Here is a 16,860-nt window from a genome sequence, read left to right as displayed (position 1 = left end):
ACGGCTCTTTTCCAGCGAAGGATTCAAACTTCAAAAGAAAGTCCGTCAAATCCTGGCGTGATGCCGTACGGACACAGCGCTTGTTCCAATTCTTCGTACGTCGCGCCGCCTCCCGCCGAGTGATGGGTGGTGAAAACTTGGGAGCCTTTTGCCAGCGCGCCATTTTCCCGCAGGCGCGAAACCTGCTCGACACATTGGGCGATGTCCATATGCCCCACGTACGGCGTTTTGTGAAATCCGTCCGTGCATTCGATGACCATCGCGTGGAGTCCCTTGCCTGCGAGGAAGTCGAATGTTTCCTGACGGTAGAAGCCGGTATCGGTGGCGTAAAAGAACCGGCGGCCGTCTTTTTCGATGATGAAGTTGTGACACTCTTCGTCGCCCTTGTGGGTGGCGTGAACCGGTGTCACTTGGTAGGCCTCGTGGGTCACGGTGTGCCACTTCTTCAGCTCGATCAAGTCGATCGGCCACTCGGGGTAGCGGTGGCGGATCAGTTCGCACACGATCGGGTTTCCGTAAATGGTGTATTCGAGCTTTTCGCACTCCACAAACGGAAACATGCCGTACTGGATTTCGCTCAGGCACAGGTGGTCTTCGTCGCTATGAGTGACAAACAGCGCCGACCAGTCGCGGGGGTCGATGCCGAAGCGATGGACTTGGCTGAGGGTGTCGGGGCCGAGGTCGATTTTGAAATCGCGGTCCACGAGGGCGGCAGCACGGGTGCGGAGGTCTCTGCCTCCATTGGCTCGAGCATATTTGCTGACGCGGTCGTCCCCGTACAGGGCCGGTATTCCGTCCGCTCCGCCTGTTCCCATCAATAGAACTTTCATTCAGTTCGAAAAGTCTCGCAGACTCCACATCTTAACCCCAGATAGCGGAGCTATTTCCGTGTAGACCGACCCGAACGGGTATTCCGTTCCGATTTCTAAGACGTTCCGCGACATTTTTGGTGACGCGAGAACGATCTTTTTACCTGAAACGTTTGACCCCGAATCGTTTGGTTTTGAACTTATGTCCAGGCTTTTTGCCCCAATAGCGGCGGCCAAGGTCTGCTTCCAGGCTCCACCCGACTCAGGTGTTTTTACGAGGATTTTGTCGCCGATCTCAACTCGAATCGAGTCTGGGGCATCGGCCCTAGGACTTAGGACGTACTTCGCGCGAAGCAAATCGTTGACGATATCTTCGTCGGTCTTTTTCGAGTCGAATGTCAGCTTGCGAACCTGGACCGAATCGAGCAGTTTTTCATCGGCGATGGCCACCAGGCAGTAGTCGGAACTGCGGATCTTTCCTGGCCGGGCGAGGTCGCTCTGATAGGCTTTGGCGGCCTCGAAAACCTCATGGTTGCCGACCACCTGATAGCCGTCTCCAAACGGGACGACGATGATCGGGTCGATGTAGACCTGGGTGCCTTCCAGAAGCCGCTGATAGTGTTCCTTGGCCGAAGGCGGCACCGAGACGAGCGGTCGGAGAGACTGAATCCTCGCGAGCGCGAACTTGAATTCGATGCCGCCCATTTCGACGGTCGGGAAGCTGGATTCGTGCTCTTGGACAACTGTGCCCTCGCGCGTCCACTCGGCCCACAGCGCCGCCGCCCGCGCATAACGGACGAACGGCGAACGGTCGTCGGGTTTACGCTCTGGGTTCTTCAGTTGAGAGATCGCCTCGGGATTCCAGTCCCGGAGCGTCCACGGCCGGAAGGAAAGCAGATTCGGCATCGCCTTAAGAGGGTACCGCGTGGGCTCTGCTGGACTGCTCTCTCAGTGGCGAGGGTGAGGTTGCCCGTTCGATCAGAGAAGGAGAGCTTCTGAGGGTTCTTTCAGCTTCGAACGTAAGCATCCCACTCATCGCAAACTGTAAACTAGAACTAGATGGATATCGAGTCCTCGCTTCGCCCTTACATCCTGGAAGTGAACTCCCGACTCGAACAGCTCCTTCCCTCGTCCGAGGATGAACCAAAGCTCCTTCACGAAGCGATGCGCTACAGTTGCCTCGCGCCGGGCAAGCGGCTTCGCCCAGTCCTGACGCTCATCTGCGCCGAGGCGACCGGCGGCTCGCAAAAGGCCGCCCTCGATGCCGCGTGCGCCATCGAGATGATTCACTGCTTTTCGCTGATCCACGACGACCTGCCCGCTATCGACGACGACGACCTGCGTCGTGGCCGACCAACCTGCCACGTGAAGTACGGCGAGGCCATCGCCTTGTTGGCGGGTGACGCGCTGTTCGCGCTCGCTTTCGAGGTCATCAGTAAGCAGACTTCGGAACCGGCGGCGACGGTGGAATGCCTGAAGACGTTGACCCACGCCGTGGGGACGTTCGGAGTCGTTGGTGGCGAGACGATCGACATCCTCAGCGAGGGTAAACCGGTCGATGCCGAGACCCTCGAACTCATCCATCGCCGCAAAACCGCGTCGCTCATCGCGGCGTCTTGCGAGATCGGCGCGATCTTCGGATCCGACCCTGCCCACCGAGAGCGACTAAGAGAGTATGGTGAGAGCATTGGGCTCGCTTTTCAGATCGCCGATGACATCCTCAACGAGACGGGAACGCCCGAGCAGTTGGGCAAAGCAGCGGGTAGCGACCGTGAGCGACAGAAGGCGACGTACCCGGCAGTGTATGGCCTCGATGCGAGTCGGAAAAAGGCATTAGAGTTGGTCGAAACCGCCATCCAAGACGTGGCGGGACTTTGTCACCAAGACCTGCTCGTCGGCCTCGCAAAGTACGCCGTCGAGCGCCTGAATTAATCCCCACGTTTTCCCCAATCGGGAAACTTGTCCCCATTTAGCAGGTTGAATGATATTGGGAGCGTCTTTTGACGCCTCCCTTCCGTCCCTATACGCAACAAGGGATTGTCGCGTGTAAATTGCCTGGACGGCAAAATCTGGAAAACAATGCGACCGGAAAATTTGTTTGAAAATCAAGCGACTATAAAAGTGATCGGCGTCGGCGGTGCTGGAAGCAATGCCGTCAATCGAATGATCCGCGAAGGCGTGATGGGGGTTCATTTTGTGGCCATGAACACCGACGCTCAGGCTCTTTCGACGAGCCTGGCGCCTAAGAAGCTTCAGCTCGGCACCGACCTCACTCGAGGGCTCGGCGCGGGCGGCGATCCGGAGGTCGGCGAGAAGTCGGCCAAGGAAAGCGAAGACGTCATTCGCGAAGAATTGGAAGACGTTGACATGGTCTTCATCACCGCCGGAATGGGCGGTGGTACGGGAACGGGCGCAGCTCCGGTTGTAGCCAAGATCGCCAAAGAGATGGGCATTCTCACGGTTGGCGTGGTGACCAAGCCGTTCCTTTTCGAGGGTCCCAAGCGACGCAAGCTCGCAAACGACGGAGCCGAACGGCTCCGCGAGCAGGTCGATACCCTCATCACGGTCCCCAACGACCGACTCCTCGACGTCGTCGAAAAGAAGACGACGATGCAGCAAGCTTTTGCCGAAGCCGATGACGTTCTGAGACAGGGCGTGCAGGGTATTTCCGATATCATCCTGCTTCCTGGAATCATCAACGTCGACTTCGCCGACGTTCGGTCGGTGATGAGCAATGCGGGGGTCGCCCTCATGGGACTTGGCCGTGCTGTGGGCGATCAGCGAGCGAAGCTTGCTGCACAAGCGGCCGCTAACTCTCCGCTCCTGGAAACCAATATCCAGGGCGCGAAGCGACTTTTGGTCAACGTGACCGCCGGACCGGACTTCAGCATCGGCGAAGCTCATGAAGCGATGGAGTACATCCTTCAGTTCACCGACGCAGAAGAGGCCGAAATCATCATGGGTCATGTGATGAAGGACACCAGCGAGGGCGAGGTGCAAATCACGCTTCTGGCGGCTGGTATGGACCTGAAGAATCAGACCGTGGCGACCAAGATCGACCCGAGTGTTTTTGTCCAGCCGACGATTCCGGTGGAATATTCGCGATCGCGAATTTCTTCTGAGCCCATTTCGCCGATTACGCCGTCTGTACCTTTAAGTTCGCCGACCGCCGAGAGCAGCCAATCTCAACTGGCGGCGCCGCAACTTGAAGATATTGATCTAGACATCCCGACATTCCTGCGAAGGCAACGACTCGGCGAGTAAAGACTTTATCATTCTCCAGCCACATATCGGCCCTGATCGAGAATCAGGGCCACTTTTTTTGTGGGTGGTTAAGACATCTGCGAGGCTGAGACAAACCCACCATTAGACTGGAGCTAGCCGATCCCTACCTCACCTCTTCGCAAGCTCCTTCGTCGCGCGAAGGTCCTCTCCTAAGAGGAGAGGAAAGCACGATTCTCCCTTACTGGCCGAACGAAGGCTCCGCAAGGCAAGACCGACGTGGATGTGTACGAGGAACGACGTAAACAGGTGGGAGCGGTTCCACTAAACTTCGCCAGCCTCGGGTGGCTCGTATAGCCGAAGGCCACGCGGGAAAGGGAGAATTGGTGCGGCCTTCAGTTCACCTGCCTGCATGTTTGCCGATATCTGGGCCCCAAGGGCGATCCTAAGATGGATTACACCATGACAATGCCATGCGCTTCGACGATGTCCAGATCGCTCCCTAGGCTCACCTCCGTTTGGCGCGAGCTTTATGAAACCCGCCCTCTAATTCTGCGAGACAAGTCTCGCTAAACAAATCCCGGACAAGTCCGCATTCTCCCACATGGGCTGAACTCACATGGGCTTTCTGCGGATTCGACCCTGAAAGGGTCGCAGACCTTAGCCCTGGGTGCCTGCACCCAGGGTAGGGGCCAGCTAGAATCACGACCCTGAAGTGGGTCGCAGAAAGCGAAAACTCCCATAACCAAACCAAAGGTCGCGCATCATAAGCAATATGGGACCCCTGCTCCTCGCCCTCGCCAGCGCACCGATCGCCATTCAACTTTCGGCGCCGAAAGCAACGTATGCCAGCGGCGACGAGGTGATCTTCCGGGCCCTCGTGAAGAACAACACGAAAGAGACGATTGAGATGGTGGCCGAGCGAGACGGCATGAATTGGGGGCGTAAGGCCCCTTTCTGCGTCCTCGAAGCCAAGCAGGCTAACGGCACGTGGAACCCGCTCCTGATGAAGGGAGTCGGGCGATGCGGCAACGCAAACCCACTCCAAGCCTCCGATTTCGTGGAGATCGAAAAGGGCAAGTCCGGCGACATCCTTCAGGGCATGCCGTGGAGCAAGTACGAAGTCAAAGAGTGCCTGCGGAAGCCCGGGACCTACACGATCCGCCTCCGGTACGATTCCACGCCGGTCTTTGAAGCATGGCTCGGCGGTCCCCTGATGCCTGATAAAGAAGCCGAGCAAAAGATGAACCTCAAGAGCCATTACGACAAAACCCCGAAGGGCGTCTTCCTCAGCAACGAGGTCACGATCAAGATTCAATAAACCTCATCGGCTCGCCGGTCGTATCATGGTATTGCCATGTTAGGATTTATGCTTGCCGACGCCCGCCTCGGAGCGGGCTATTCCGGTTCGGTTTCTCAGGCCGACGCCCGAATGATCGCCGAAGAGACCACCTTGATTCTGGAGAAGCGGATCGAGGCTCTCGAACTTTCCTGCGCCGCCCTGGCTCAACTCCTGAAGGACAAATTTAACGTGACCGAGGACGAAGTGCTGAAGGCGATCCACGACGTCGACGCCCGCGACGGCGTGGTGGACGGCAAAATCACTCAGGCCGCTCGGGTGTGCCCGAACTGCCATCGCAAGGTACTCACCCGCAACCCAACCAAATGCGCTTGGTGCGGCGGAAACCTGTCGGTGATGGGCGGCTAGGGAAGAAAGGAAAGGCTGGTGTGTATCTCTCGTCCGTCCCGTAGGGTCGAGAATGAAAGGTTGAATCCGATGCCCACCGAGTCGATCTTCGCTTGTTGAGAAAACTCGTCCCAGTCTTTGTCGTCGCTAAAGCCGAGGCGATTTCGTTGTAGTTTCAAGTTGATGGCCAATGCTCCGGTGACGGGGTCTACGTGGTCTCGGTCGGCTTTCAAATCGACTCCCTGACCGATTCGGGCCTTGAGATCGGGAATCGGTTGGATCGAGCCGAATCGGTCGAAAAGGATCTTCTCAACCTCGATGGTTTGGCGACCGATTTCTTGGTCGAATTCGGTTATCGCGTCTTTGACAAGGTTCGAGGTGTCGGACTCGAAAATCAGTCCTAACGAGTAGATTTGATAAGTGGCGACCGCTGGCAAATCTCCGGGTTGGGGAGCTCCCGCTTTCTCCTGAATGGGTGTCAGTTTCATACGGATGGACCGTTCAGCTCCATGAAGAACGCTTTGCATGGCAAACGACCGTCCCATGGCCGATACGTTGGTCGAGGCGGTCGCCGATAGTTGCAACTCGGAATCAGGCTCAAAATCGAATTGAGCCAGCGACTTTGTGAGCCGAGCCTGAATGTCCTCTGGCAATTCTCCAAAGGTTAGTTTCATGGATGGCTCGCTTCCCGAAAGCTTTTGCGAGAACGCTTTGAGTGCGTGCAAATTGTTGATCTTTCCAACCGAAGAACGAAAGATGTAGGCCATGCGCCTTGGGCTAACGTATACAAACGAGCCGTCGTCGGCCACTTTCCAACCGATGTGGTCGCCCTGCTTTACGTACTGCGAAACGAGGGCGGCTTTTGGCGGCGAATCATGGCCGCTGGTAAAGACCAATGCTGGCATCGCGTTGACCTGGGTCTGCCCCACCAAAAGGCCGAAGACAATCGAGCCAATAATCATTCTCCGCTATCACGAAGGAGTCGTGTTCGAGTTCACCGAATCGTGGTACCTAGTAGAATTACCACATGATTCTCGCCCCGTTTCTGCTTGCTACGACCTTCCTCCAACAGCCGCAGCGGATGTCGTCGCTCACCGGCAACATCGAGCGCATCGACGGGTTCGAGTCCAAAATCCTCGGCAACAGCCGCAACCTCATCGTATACCTGCCGCCGAACTACAAGCAGGACACCAAGACGCGGTACCCGGTGGTGTACATGCACGACGGGCAGAACATTTTTGATGGCGCGACGAGCTACATTCCCAACCAGGAGTGGCGCGCCGACGAGGCGGCGGAAGCCCTCATCGAAGCCGGTCTGATCGAGCCACTCATCATCGTCGGCATCGATAACGCGGGGATGGAGCGGGCAAACGAGTACCTGCCGACCAAGTTTAAGTGGAACAACAGCGAGATCGGCGGCAAGGCCGACCTCTACGGGCGCATGATCACCGACGAGATCATGCCGATCATCAATGAACGCTACCGAACCAAGACCGGCCCGGACAATACCGGCCTGATCGGCTCCTCGTTTGGCGGCGTGGCCACCTGCTACCTGGGGGCTACTCATCCTGAAATCTTTGGTCGCCTCGGGGTGGTTTCGCCGTCGGTTTGGGTCGATGACCGCATTCTGCTGAAGCTGATCAAGCCGACCGAGCGACGCGTTCGCCGCCCTCGCGTCTGGATCGACATCGGTGGAAAAGAAGGCGCCGACGCGGTTCGCGACACGCGAGATTTGTACGACGCGTATGTGCAGAACGGCTGGAAACCGCGCACCGACGTGGTGCTGTACATCGAGCAGAACGCCGAGCATAACGAACTGGCATGGTCACGACGCATTCCGTCGATTCTTACGTATCTGTTTCCGAAGAAGTGACCACGGAATGCAACGAGATGAAAGACTTAGATGCGCAAGCTCGGCCAAATCCGAAAGAGTTAGGTCGACTTGCTCTGCAGGCGATGATTCGGGCCGCTGAGAAGGTGGACCGCGAAAAGGTGGAAGCCGCCGAGTTCGCACAATGGAAAGCGGAAAGAGCAAAGAATTCGTAACCATTCGAAGCTACGAGCCGAGTGACCTTGCCAATCTCGTTCGGCTCCAAAACGCCTGCACACCGGCCCACAAGCTGAGCGCGAACGAGGTCCTGCGCGACGAGCAAACCCTCGGTCCTGAGCTTCAGCGCATCATCTTCATTGCCGAACGGTGCGGCGCGCCAATCGGCTACGCCATCGCCCAGCGAATAGCAGGCATGTACCATCCTCAAAAGTTCGTCCTCGACCTTGGCGTGGAACCCACCCTCCGCAACCAAGGTGTGGGCGAAGCCCTCTATCAAGCCATCGAACAAGAGCTCCAAATTCTCGACGTACTCTCGATCGCGGTTCAGGTCTCCGGGGCCGACGAGCCGTCGCTACGGTTTGCCAGCAAGCGCAGCTACAAGGAGCAAAAGCGCGACTTCGTCTCCACCCTCGACCTCACTGCCCTCGACGACCCCGAACTGCCGGTAACACCGACCAGTATCGAATTCAAGTCGTTCGCCGAGGTCGATTCGCCCGAATTTCGGCGCGAATGGTACGACCTCTTTTGCGAGGTCCGGCACGACGTGCCGCGAAGCGCCCCGCCAACCCCGATCTCGTTCGAATTCTTCGATGAGCAGGTCATCGAGGAACCCGATTTTGCCCCCCGTCTGACCTTCTTCGCTTGGCAGGATGGTCGCCTCGTCGGCTTCACCGGCGCGTACATCGACCAGGCGAGCGGCCGCGTTGACCAGTGGCTGACTGCCGTACGCCGAGACGCCCGGGGACAAAAGATCGCCGTCGCGCTGAAGATCAGGCAGATCATCGCGGCAAAACAAGCCGGGCTCAAAGAGATTCAGACCGATAACGACTCGCGCAATACCCCGATGCTCGCCATCAACGAGCGGCTGGGTTTCGTTCGTCAACCGGCGGTCCTGAGTATGCGAAGGGACTTTCGGTAGGGCTTCGCCCGGGTCGCTCCGCTCCTCGGACTCTCATGTTTTGCGAGTTTCCCCAGGGTCTACGCTAAGCTTCGGCACCATTATGTCCGCAGAAGCCTTCTTGGCGAAGACGGGGCTACCCTATCCGACCCTCTGTGTCGAGACAGGAATATGAAGGCACGATTTCCTCTCCTTTCAGGAGAGGACCTTCGCGCGACGAAGGAGCTAGCGAAGAGGTGAGGTAGGGAACTTCAAACTCCCAACTAATGGCCCTCGCCCTAACTCAACACATCTGAAACTCAGGACTCGCAAACAACAGCTTGCAAACCTCGCGCGCCACGTCGTTCGCCGTGCGCGGATTCATCGACCCCGCACCCGCCTTTTCGGCCGCCGCCACCAGGCCGTCTACCTTCGCCGCCGGCAATGTGACGTCGAAAACCGACATCAGCACCCCCACCACGCCCGCCGCCGAAGGGTCCTTGGCAAAAAGCGGATACGCCAGTGCGCCCACTTGGGCCCCGCGCTGACCGCCCAGCGGATTCTGCCCTGCCGCCCCGCCCGCCGGACCTCCGGCGAACAGCTTGTCGGCCCACTTCATGCGCTCCACCATCGTCGCCGACGTGATCCAATACGCGCCCGTCCGCCATCCCGAAACGTCCGGCGGGGTCATCAGTTCCATGCCCATCGAGGTCGATGCCGACAGCGCCGCCTGGGCCGGAGCCATCGCGCGCACCAGGGCGATGTTCAGCCCATTCTTATCGTTGATCTGCGGATTGGCGATCGCCTCCTTCATCCGCTCCAGCATCGTCTGACCCATGCCCAGTTGGCGGATGGTCGCCACCGTAAAGTCGATCGGGTTCTTGATGACGCGCCGCACCGCCTTGTCCGAATAGAACTCCGGCGCCTCCATCACGTCGCGCACCAACGACCGAACGTCCAGCCCCGACGCGTAAAACCGCCCCGACAGCCGCTCGATCAGCGCGTCCTCCGGGTTCTCGTACCCAAACCAGCTCCACAGCTTCCGCGTGATGAACGTGGCGCATTGCCTCTGGCGGCATAGCAACGAAAGCACGTCGTCGCCGTCAAAGTCGCCGGTCTGCCCCAGCACGGTTTTGGACCGGTCGTCGTGGTTGCCCTCCACAAATTTGTACACCTCGAACCGGTTGGGCCCGCGGTTGACGGTGGGCCGAGCCGCAAACGCCGGACCTCGGCGCGGAGGGCCGTAGCTCCACCCGGTGAAGCATCGCGCCGCCTCCTGCACGTCCTTCTCGGTATAGTGGCCCACGCCCAGGGTGAACAGTTCCATCACCTCGCGAGCAAAGTTCTCGTTGGGGTGCTCGGCCACGTTCTCCTGGTTGTCCAGCCAGTAGATCATCGCCGGGTCTTTGCTGATGGCCTTCAGCAGGACCTCGAACTTGCCCAGGGCGTTGGCGCGCAGGGTGTCCACGTGGTGGAGCATCGCAAAGGCGTTCTCAACCTTCTGACTGCTGGTGGCAAAATGGTTGTGCCAAAACAGCGTCATCTTCTCCTGCAGCGGGCGCATCGTGCCCACCAGCCGCATGGCGAAGATGCCCTGCGCCACCCGCATGTTCACCACGTTCTTGCCGTTGGAAAAGCTGTCGGGGTCCACGTTCACCACGTCGTCGATCTTCTCGTAGTCAAGGAGCTTGTCGATCGCGCCGGCGTGGCCGTCTTTGGCGTAGTAGTCCAGCTCGGCCTCGCTCGCCCCAAATCCAAATCGACGGAGCAGGTGCGCCACTTTCTGTCGGTCCCCCATCTGTTGCCCATAGCTGCTTTCCATTTGTCACGCGTGAACGATGAGGGACGGAAAGGGTTCACTTCGGTCCCGCGCGGATTAACAATCCCGGCAATCGGACCCGCCTGCAATTCTTGCTAAATTGAGAATTGGCGAACCAGGACTAGAACAACTTTGGTTGATCTGGCTTCTTTGTCGGCTTGCCGTAACCGACAGGAATAAATCCCTTGGCCTTCATCCAATCGAGTTTCTTCTGCCAAGTGGGTTTCGAGATTCGCTGCTTTTCTTCATGCCAGTTATACAAGACTTCGTTGATGATCTTGTCGTCGGTGACTTCTTCGCCATGAATGATGAAGTCATTCCAAGCCGCAAAGAGAGTGGCGAAGATTTCGCAGTCTTCACTCGACCAAGTCCGTAACATGTCGACAAGGTCTCGAATCTCCTTCGCTTTGTCTTGCCATTGAAGGCGAACAAGGTCATGGTAACGTTCGTCGCCATCCAGTCGAGAGTATTGTCTTCCCTTACCTTCCGATCTCGATTGCACGTCAAACCACTGATGTTCCACTAATCCTGCTTCGATCCTGTCAATGAGGTTTGGATCATAGGGTCCACGCTGGTATCGAACGTAAGAACTCTCTATCTCAGGAAGTTGAAGGCAATACTCTGCGAGGTAAATGACTTTCTGAAGTTTGGTTTGACCAAAAGTGTTGTGGTCATGGAGACGATCGGTAATCTCGGCAGCGAGAAAGACGCTTGGATGGATGAAGGTTTGATAGTCTGGCTGTTCTGACTCGGCAACGTGCGAGGGCGATTGTGGGACCGTTATGGCATGAACCAATGCTGCCAGAAGGTCTTCAGCCTTGGCCCTTGATTCTTTCTGCTTGGCTTCCAACTGGTCCACTAAAGCCATTAGTAGCCCCACTTTGTCCACGATCCGTGTCTGTTCCGCGAGTGGTGGAAGCGGAAAAGCGATATTCGATAGCTCGCTAGTGTTGATATTCTTCACCCCGCTTGTAGTTCGAATAGGTCCTTCAATTTGATAACGCACAGCGGGTGTACTGAGCGCAATCTGCAAAAAGTGCGCGGAAACCTCCTCGCTTGGAATCCTTGCGCGAACAAGGTAACCCGCATAGGCATACTTTTCGTCAGTTGAAGTAACGACTGCACTTCGTCCAACTAAACTCTCGCTTCCATTGGAGCGAACTAGGAGCAGATCTCCCTCTCGCAATCTCAAGCTATCAAACTCCGCTTCAGGCATATCTGTGAATTTTAGGTCTGTCGCATCGACCAGACCACTTTGGATGTTTGGGATTCGTAGGACTGGTACGCCTTTTGAATTACGATCACATTTTCGAGATGTACCGTAACGAAATTCAAGAACTATATCACCGAGCCGACACCAAGTCCATGATGCAGGAATTTGGTGAAATCTCTGGTCTTTACCTAGCTTATGAATGCGTGTGGTCATCTTCTCAGCCTTCACCTTTGCATGCTGTTCCCTATGTTTGCTTACCCTACTTAAGATTTCAAAGGCTGGTTCGTCGTTGGGTTCCTGGGGGACGAGTTTCCCTTGAAGGGCAAGGGTGAGGATAGCTTTGCGGAGATCGGCGGGGTCAATGTCGAACGCCTGATGAAAAAGAAATTCGAGATTGGCCGGGGTTGGGTCGGCTGCAAAGCGAGCAAGCGAGGCTCGGGCGAGTTCGGCTTGTTGCGCCTCCCTTTCACGAAGTTGTGCTTCCAGTTGGTCACATAGAGCCATCAATTCGTCAACTTTCGCAACGATCCGCTTCTGCTCACCAATAGGAGGTAGGGGAAACGCTTGCATTTCAAACTCTTCGTACTTCAAGCTCTGAACGGTCATTCCGGTTTTCACCAACGACTTGAGAATGAAGCTTTTCATGCTGCGAAGCATGACTTGAAGGTAACGCTCCATTCCCGCAACAAACGGTGACAGTACCTTTAGATCTTGGTTGACGGTGCCTTCAACCCGCAGTATCGAAACGGGAAAAGTCCGCTTAAGAATGCCACTTCGACCAACCATAACCAGACAGCCAGGAGGATAAATATTGAGCCTTGTGGCCCCCGTTGCTTTTCGGGTGATCTTGAGTTCTGATTCGTTCAGTTCATCAGCCTTGATGTCTTTCGACGAAAACCAATTCACGTCACCATCCCAGTAAGAAGGAATATTTTTTGATGGCGTCATTCCTCCAGAAATTAGTCCAATCTTATTTAGTGGAACCCAAGCCCAATGAGTAGGTGTAGCAATAGGGCGGTCAACAATCGATTCTGAATTAATCACAGATTCAATGCTTGGTCCTCGACTTTTCCCATGACGATTAGCCGATGCCGAAAGTGCAGTAAGGAGTTCGCTAACCGGACCGTCTTCAGGCTCTGGCTCCGCTAGTCGACCGGTTATGGCAAGGTGTAGCACCAATTCACGCAAATTTTCGACTGATCCTACGGAGTTAGCCAACTTGTCGAACCTTCCGAAAAATGTCTCGATATTCATTCGACTGTTCCGCTAATAGCGCGACTGAGTTCTTGCTTTAGCTTGGAGCGCGTACTGGCGATCTTAGCGAGGAGGCTTTCATATTCATCCAAAAGAAAGTTCACGTCACCGGGGCCATTGTCGACAGTGTGCGGGTTCTTAAGATCAAGATTGAAATTTCCAGCTTTAACATGGTCAAGTGATACTCGCCAGGCGCGTTCGTTTTCAACTCTGGATTTGAAGCCATCGGCTTCTTCCCCCCACCAGTCTTTTTCTGGTTTGAATTCTTCAATTCGAATCGGCTTTCCTTTGTTGTAACTTTTAATTCCTTCTGGATATGGATGTTCGTAGTACCAAACCTCTTTCGTTGGTACACCCTTCGTGAAGAACAGAAGGTTGGTGCGGATGCTGGTGTAAGGGTTAAAGACGCCGTTGGGTAGCCGCACAATTGTGTGGAGATTGCATTCGGTTAGCAGGGCTTCCTTGATTCGAGTTTTGACACCTTCACCAAAAAGAGTTCCGTCAGGAAGAACTAATCCTGCGCGGCCACCATCTTTGAGGAGCCGCATGATGAGGACAAGGAATAGGTCAGCGGTTTCCCGTGTTCGGAACTCAGAGGGAAAATTTGCTTCAATTCCATCTTCCTCCATCCCGCCAAAGGGTGGGTTGGTAACGATAGTTTCAACACGCTCTCTTGGTCCCCAACTGGTTAGTGGTCTTGCGAGAGTGTTTCCATGCTGAACATTGGAAGGAGTATCGATTCCATGCAGCAACAAATTTGTCATGCAGAGGACATGAGGCAGATTTTTCTTTTCAATGCCGGAAAAAGAACTTTGAATAATAGCCTCGTCTTCCACGGTTTTTGCTTGCGTTCGAAGATGCTCTATGGAGCAAGTTAGAAAGCCTCCGGTTCCGCAGGCGGGGTCCATCACATGTTCACCCAGTTGCGGATTCACCATGTCAACAATGAACTGGGTCACGGCTCGTGGTGTATAGAACTCACCCGCGTTACCCGCTGACTGAAGGTCGCGAAGAAGTTTCTCGTAGATGTCGCCAAACATGTGGCGGTCATCGCTGGCGTTGAAGTCGATACCATTGATCTTATTGATGACCTGCCGCATGAGGGTGCCATTCTTCATGTAGTTGTTGGCATCTTCGAAAGTCGACCGAAAGACTTTGGTCAACTGATCTTTGTCGGTAGTGATCGACTTGAGCTTTGGCAAGAGCGTGTTATTGACGAAATCTAGCAACGGATCGCCGGTGATCCCCTCGGGATTGGTGGCCCACGCCGACCACCTCAGATGAGAGGGCAAGGGAGATTGGTAATCCTCACGGCGGATTTCGAGTTCCTGTTCGCGATCATCGAAAATCTTGAGGAAGAGCATCCAGCCGAGTTGTTCTAGCCGTTGAGCATCGCCGTACGTTCCGGCGTCTTTCCGCATGATGTCCTGAATGGACTTGACGATTCCCGAAACGTTTGACATGGCCTAAGCAGCGCCCGCGTATAAGGCCGTCTCAAGTTCCCGAATCGCAGCTAAGTAACCTGGCTTGCCACCAAACAACCTGACAATCTCAACAGGTGTCCCGAACGCCCGTAGCGGGTCCACGTTGAGTATATCAAGCGACTCTACGCTCTCAATGCCGGTGTCGGCATATTTTTGCAAAAGGCTTTCGAGGACAGCCCGGGCTTGATCACCGTACTTCCCAAAGACATTTCGCTTCTTCACGCTCTCGGCGCGTTCACGCCGAGTCAGGGGCGGCTGATCGAACGCCACGTGGCAGAGGAGATCGAAGGCATCATAGTCTCGCCCGACTTGCTCGGAGAGTTCATCAATGAACACCCCCTGACTAGCAAGTTCTTCGAGGATGGCTTGCTTCTTTTCGGCGTCGTTCCATTTCGTCAAAAATGAGTCTAAGGAAGCGTAAGTCTTACGCAACGTCTTTCGTGTGTAATCTTTGAGGGACTCGGTAATGAGCTTTCCATCCGCCCCGAGATATTGAATCCTTTCGGTGGCAACCCGAACCTCGACGGTGTCCACTACGTACCGCTTGGTTCGTTCGCGGACCATATCCTCCTCATCCTCCGTTTCGTCGGTACCGCTCTCGTCATCGATTTCTTCGGTTAATGGTTCGTCGTCAGGTGGCACAGGTGTTTCGTCCAGTCCTGGCTCGTAAATCTGGACTGGCTCGCCGTCGAAATCGGGATCGGCAAAGAGTGACGTTGCCCGTCGAAAGTCCATGATCGTGAAGTAGAGTTTGTCGTAATCCTCATTGATCCGCGTACCGCGTCCAATGATCTGCTTGAATTCGGTCATGGATTCGATCCGCTTATCGAGCACGATCAACTTACAGGTTTGGGCATCCACTCCCGTCGACATGAGTTGAGAGGTTGTGGCAACGACGGGAAAGGTCGATTCTGGATCAATAAAATTGTCGAGTTGACGCTTCCCTTCGTTGTCATCACCCGTGATCCGCATTACGTAGCGACTATTAGCCGCGGCGAGGTCAGGGTTGGCGTTCACCAAAGCTTGTCGCATGCGTTCGGCATGGTCTGTGTTTTCACAAAAGACGATCGTTTTTGAGAATCGACCGGTAGCTTTCAGGAACTCGGTGATCTTAGCCGCTACGAGTTCGGTTCGTTTTTCGAGGACGAGATTTCGATCATAGTCTCGCTCGTTATATTCTCGATCTTCGATCTCTCGACCGTACTTGTCGGTTTGACCAGCCTCGGGACGCCAGCCGTCAAGGTCTTTGTCGATTCCGATTCGGACCACTTTGTACGGCGCGAGGAATCCGTCTTCAATTCCTTGTCTCAGCGAATACGTGTAGATCGGTTGGCCGAAATAGTCGATGTTCGAGACATCTTTGGTCTCCTTAGGAGTGGCCGTTAGCCCAATTTGCGTGGCTGATGAGAAGTATTCGAGGACTTTTCGCCAGGAGGCATCGGCGGCGGCACTGCCACGGTGACACTCGTCGATAAAGATGAGGTCGAAGAACCCCGGACTAAACTGCTTATAGATGTTTTGATCTTCTTCGGTCCCGGTGACTGCCTGGTACAGACAGAGGTAGATTTCGTACGATGGGTCAACCGTACGATGGGTGACCTTGGTCATCGCCTGACCAAATGGCTTGAAATCATTGGTTTTGGTTTGGTCCGCGAGGACATTGCGATCAACTAGGAACAGGATTCGCTTCTTTGCGCCGGACTTCCATAGTCGCCATATGATCTGAAAGGCAGTGTAGGTCTTACCGGTACCGGTTGCCATCACCAGCAAGATTCTGTCTTGCCCTTTGGCGACCGCTTCGATGGTTCGGTTAATCGCAATTGCTTGGTAGTAGCGGGGGATTTTACCGGAGCCATCATCGTAATAGTCCTGAGTGGTGACAACCTCCTGATCGGGCGTTAAGCCTTTTGCTTTGCAGTAACGAGCCCAGAGTTCTTCGGCGGATGGAAATTCGTGAAGACCTAATTCTCTTGTTACCGAGCCCTCCGTTACGGTTCGATCATGCTCCAGGAACCCATCCCCGTTGGAACTGTACACAAATGGAATGTCGAGGATTTCGGCATACTGGAGAGCTTGTTGCATCCCAGCCCCGACTTCGTGATTATTGTCTTTTGCTTCGACGACGGCTAATGCTAACTTCGGTTTGTAATAGAGAATGTAGTCGGCTTTCTTCGACTCGCCACGCCTGACCATTTTTCCTCGGACTATCACGCGACCGTTCGTGAAATGAACCTCTTCGCGGATTTGATGGCGGTTATCCCACTTTTCGCCGTTTGGTCCAAGGATGGCGGGCAAAATGAATTTGGTGCGGATGTCAGCTTCCGAAAGTGTTTTTTTGTCCATCCTCCTCCCTGTCGAGACATTTTATCTGGAGACTAGTTTTGACTACCCCAAACTTATCCGGCAAAGACATCACCGACCGCCATCCGTTATGGCTTGAGGTGT

The 16,860-nt window shown here is 55.2% G+C and carries 13 protein-coding genes; 6 read left to right on the top strand and 7 right to left on the bottom strand.

The window, feature by feature from the left end; genetic code table 11:
• Nucleotides 1–23: 23 nt before the first annotated feature.
• On the bottom strand, nt 24–830 hold the full coding sequence (locus GC165_19905; protein ID MBI1335135.1) for a hypothetical protein: 807 nt from the start codon (nt 828–830) through the stop codon (nt 24–26).
• Nucleotides 831–1,715, bottom strand: a complete 885-nt coding sequence (locus GC165_19900; GenBank protein ID MBI1335134.1) for a hypothetical protein — start codon at nt 1,713–1,715, stop codon at nt 831–833.
• 153 nt (nt 1,716–1,868) lie between these two features.
• Between GC165_19900 and GC165_19895 the strand changes: the two genes are divergently transcribed.
• The 4 genes from GC165_19895 to GC165_19880 all read left to right on the top strand — a co-directional run bounded on the left by GC165_19895 (nt 1,869) and on the right by GC165_19880 (nt 5,739).
• Nucleotides 1,869–2,741, top strand: coding sequence for a hypothetical protein (locus GC165_19895; GenBank protein ID MBI1335133.1), 873 nt, complete (start codon nt 1,869–1,871; stop codon nt 2,739–2,741).
• 147 nt (nt 2,742–2,888) lie between these two features.
• On the top strand, nt 2,889–4,073 hold the full coding sequence (gene ftsZ, locus GC165_19890; protein ID MBI1335132.1) for a cell division protein FtsZ: 1,185 nt from the start codon (nt 2,889–2,891) through the stop codon (nt 4,071–4,073).
• A gap of 733 nt (nt 4,074–4,806) precedes the next feature.
• Nucleotides 4,807–5,352 (top strand): hypothetical protein, encoded by a 546-nt coding sequence (locus GC165_19885; GenBank protein MBI1335131.1) that lies wholly within the window; start codon nt 4,807–4,809, stop codon nt 5,350–5,352.
• Nucleotides 5,353–5,388: 36 nt separating this feature from the next.
• Complete coding sequence (locus tag GC165_19880) at nt 5,389–5,739, top strand: hypothetical protein (protein MBI1335130.1); 351 nt, start codon at nt 5,389–5,391, stop codon at nt 5,737–5,739.
• On the opposite strand, the gene GC165_19875 is transcribed toward GC165_19880, so the two are convergent.
• The gene (locus tag GC165_19875; GenBank protein MBI1335129.1) at nt 5,736–6,680 is read right to left on the bottom strand and encodes a hypothetical protein; all 945 of its coding nucleotides are present in this window, start codon (nt 6,678–6,680) and stop codon (nt 5,736–5,738) included. The two genes, GC165_19880 and GC165_19875, sit on opposite strands and share 4 nt — an antisense overlap.
• A gap of 65 nt (nt 6,681–6,745) precedes the next feature.
• On the opposite strand from GC165_19875, the gene GC165_19870 reads away from it, so the two are divergent.
• Together GC165_19870 and GC165_19865 are read left to right on the top strand one after the other, a co-directional pair.
• Nucleotides 6,746–7,591, top strand: coding sequence for an esterase (locus tag GC165_19870; protein ID MBI1335128.1), 846 nt, complete (start codon nt 6,746–6,748; stop codon nt 7,589–7,591).
• A gap of 142 nt (nt 7,592–7,733) precedes the next feature.
• Complete coding sequence (locus GC165_19865; protein ID MBI1335127.1) at nt 7,734–8,687, top strand: GNAT family N-acetyltransferase; 954 nt, start codon at nt 7,734–7,736, stop codon at nt 8,685–8,687.
• A 262-nt stretch (nt 8,688–8,949) separates the two neighbouring features.
• Here the strand turns inward: GC165_19865 and GC165_19860 are convergent, their stop codons facing one another.
• The 4 genes from GC165_19860 to GC165_19845 all read right to left on the bottom strand — a co-directional run bounded on the left by GC165_19860 (nt 8,950) and on the right by GC165_19845 (nt 16,758).
• Complete coding sequence (locus GC165_19860) at nt 8,950–10,467, bottom strand: DUF1800 family protein (protein MBI1335126.1); 1,518 nt, start codon at nt 10,465–10,467, stop codon at nt 8,950–8,952.
• Between the two features lie 118 nt (nt 10,468–10,585).
• The gene (locus GC165_19855) at nt 10,586–12,931 is read right to left on the bottom strand and encodes a hypothetical protein (GenBank protein ID MBI1335125.1); all 2,346 of its coding nucleotides are present in this window, start codon (nt 12,929–12,931) and stop codon (nt 10,586–10,588) included.
• Entirely contained in the window at nt 12,928–14,394 is a 1,467-nt protein-coding gene (locus GC165_19850; GenBank protein ID MBI1335124.1) for an N-6 DNA methylase, read from the bottom strand. Before GC165_19850 ends, GC165_19855 begins: the two co-directional genes overlap by 4 nt.
• A gap of 3 nt (nt 14,395–14,397) precedes the next feature.
• Nucleotides 14,398–16,758, bottom strand: a complete 2,361-nt coding sequence (locus GC165_19845) for a DEAD/DEAH box helicase (GenBank protein ID MBI1335123.1) — start codon at nt 16,756–16,758, stop codon at nt 14,398–14,400.
• Nucleotides 16,759–16,860: the final 102 nt, after the last annotated feature.

The organism is Armatimonadota bacterium (assembly GCA_016125185.1).
Lineage (GTDB): Bacteria > Armatimonadota > Fimbriimonadia > Fimbriimonadales > Fimbriimonadaceae > Fimbriimonas.
Note: the sequence above shows the minus strand (reverse complement) of the source record. Positions and strands in the feature narration are given on the sequence as shown.

Coding starts and splice junctions, on each gene's coding strand:
- GC165_19905 (MBI1335135.1), bottom strand. CDS start 830: ATGAAAGTTCTATTGATGGGAACAGGCGGAGCGGACGGAATACCGGCC.
- GC165_19900 (MBI1335134.1), bottom strand. CDS start 1,715: ATGCCGAATCTGCTTTCCTTCCGGCCGTGGACGCTCCGGGACTGGAAT.
- GC165_19895 (MBI1335133.1), top strand. CDS start 1,869: ATGGATATCGAGTCCTCGCTTCGCCCTTACATCCTGGAAGTGAACTCC.
- ftsZ (MBI1335132.1), top strand. CDS start 2,889: ATGCGACCGGAAAATTTGTTTGAAAATCAAGCGACTATAAAAGTGATC.
- GC165_19885 (MBI1335131.1), top strand. CDS start 4,807: ATGGGACCCCTGCTCCTCGCCCTCGCCAGCGCACCGATCGCCATTCAA.
- GC165_19880 (MBI1335130.1), top strand. CDS start 5,389: ATGTTAGGATTTATGCTTGCCGACGCCCGCCTCGGAGCGGGCTATTCC.
- GC165_19875 (MBI1335129.1), bottom strand. CDS start 6,680: ATGATTATTGGCTCGATTGTCTTCGGCCTTTTGGTGGGGCAGACCCAG.
- GC165_19870 (MBI1335128.1), top strand. CDS start 6,746: ATGATTCTCGCCCCGTTTCTGCTTGCTACGACCTTCCTCCAACAGCCG.
- GC165_19865 (MBI1335127.1), top strand. CDS start 7,734: ATGGAAAGCGGAAAGAGCAAAGAATTCGTAACCATTCGAAGCTACGAG.
- GC165_19860 (MBI1335126.1), bottom strand. CDS start 10,467: ATGGAAAGCAGCTATGGGCAACAGATGGGGGACCGACAGAAAGTGGCG.
- GC165_19855 (MBI1335125.1), bottom strand. CDS start 12,931: ATGAATATCGAGACATTTTTCGGAAGGTTCGACAAGTTGGCTAACTCC.
- GC165_19850 (MBI1335124.1), bottom strand. CDS start 14,394: ATGTCAAACGTTTCGGGAATCGTCAAGTCCATTCAGGACATCATGCGG.
- GC165_19845 (MBI1335123.1), bottom strand. CDS start 16,758: ATGGACAAAAAAACACTTTCGGAAGCTGACATCCGCACCAAATTCATT.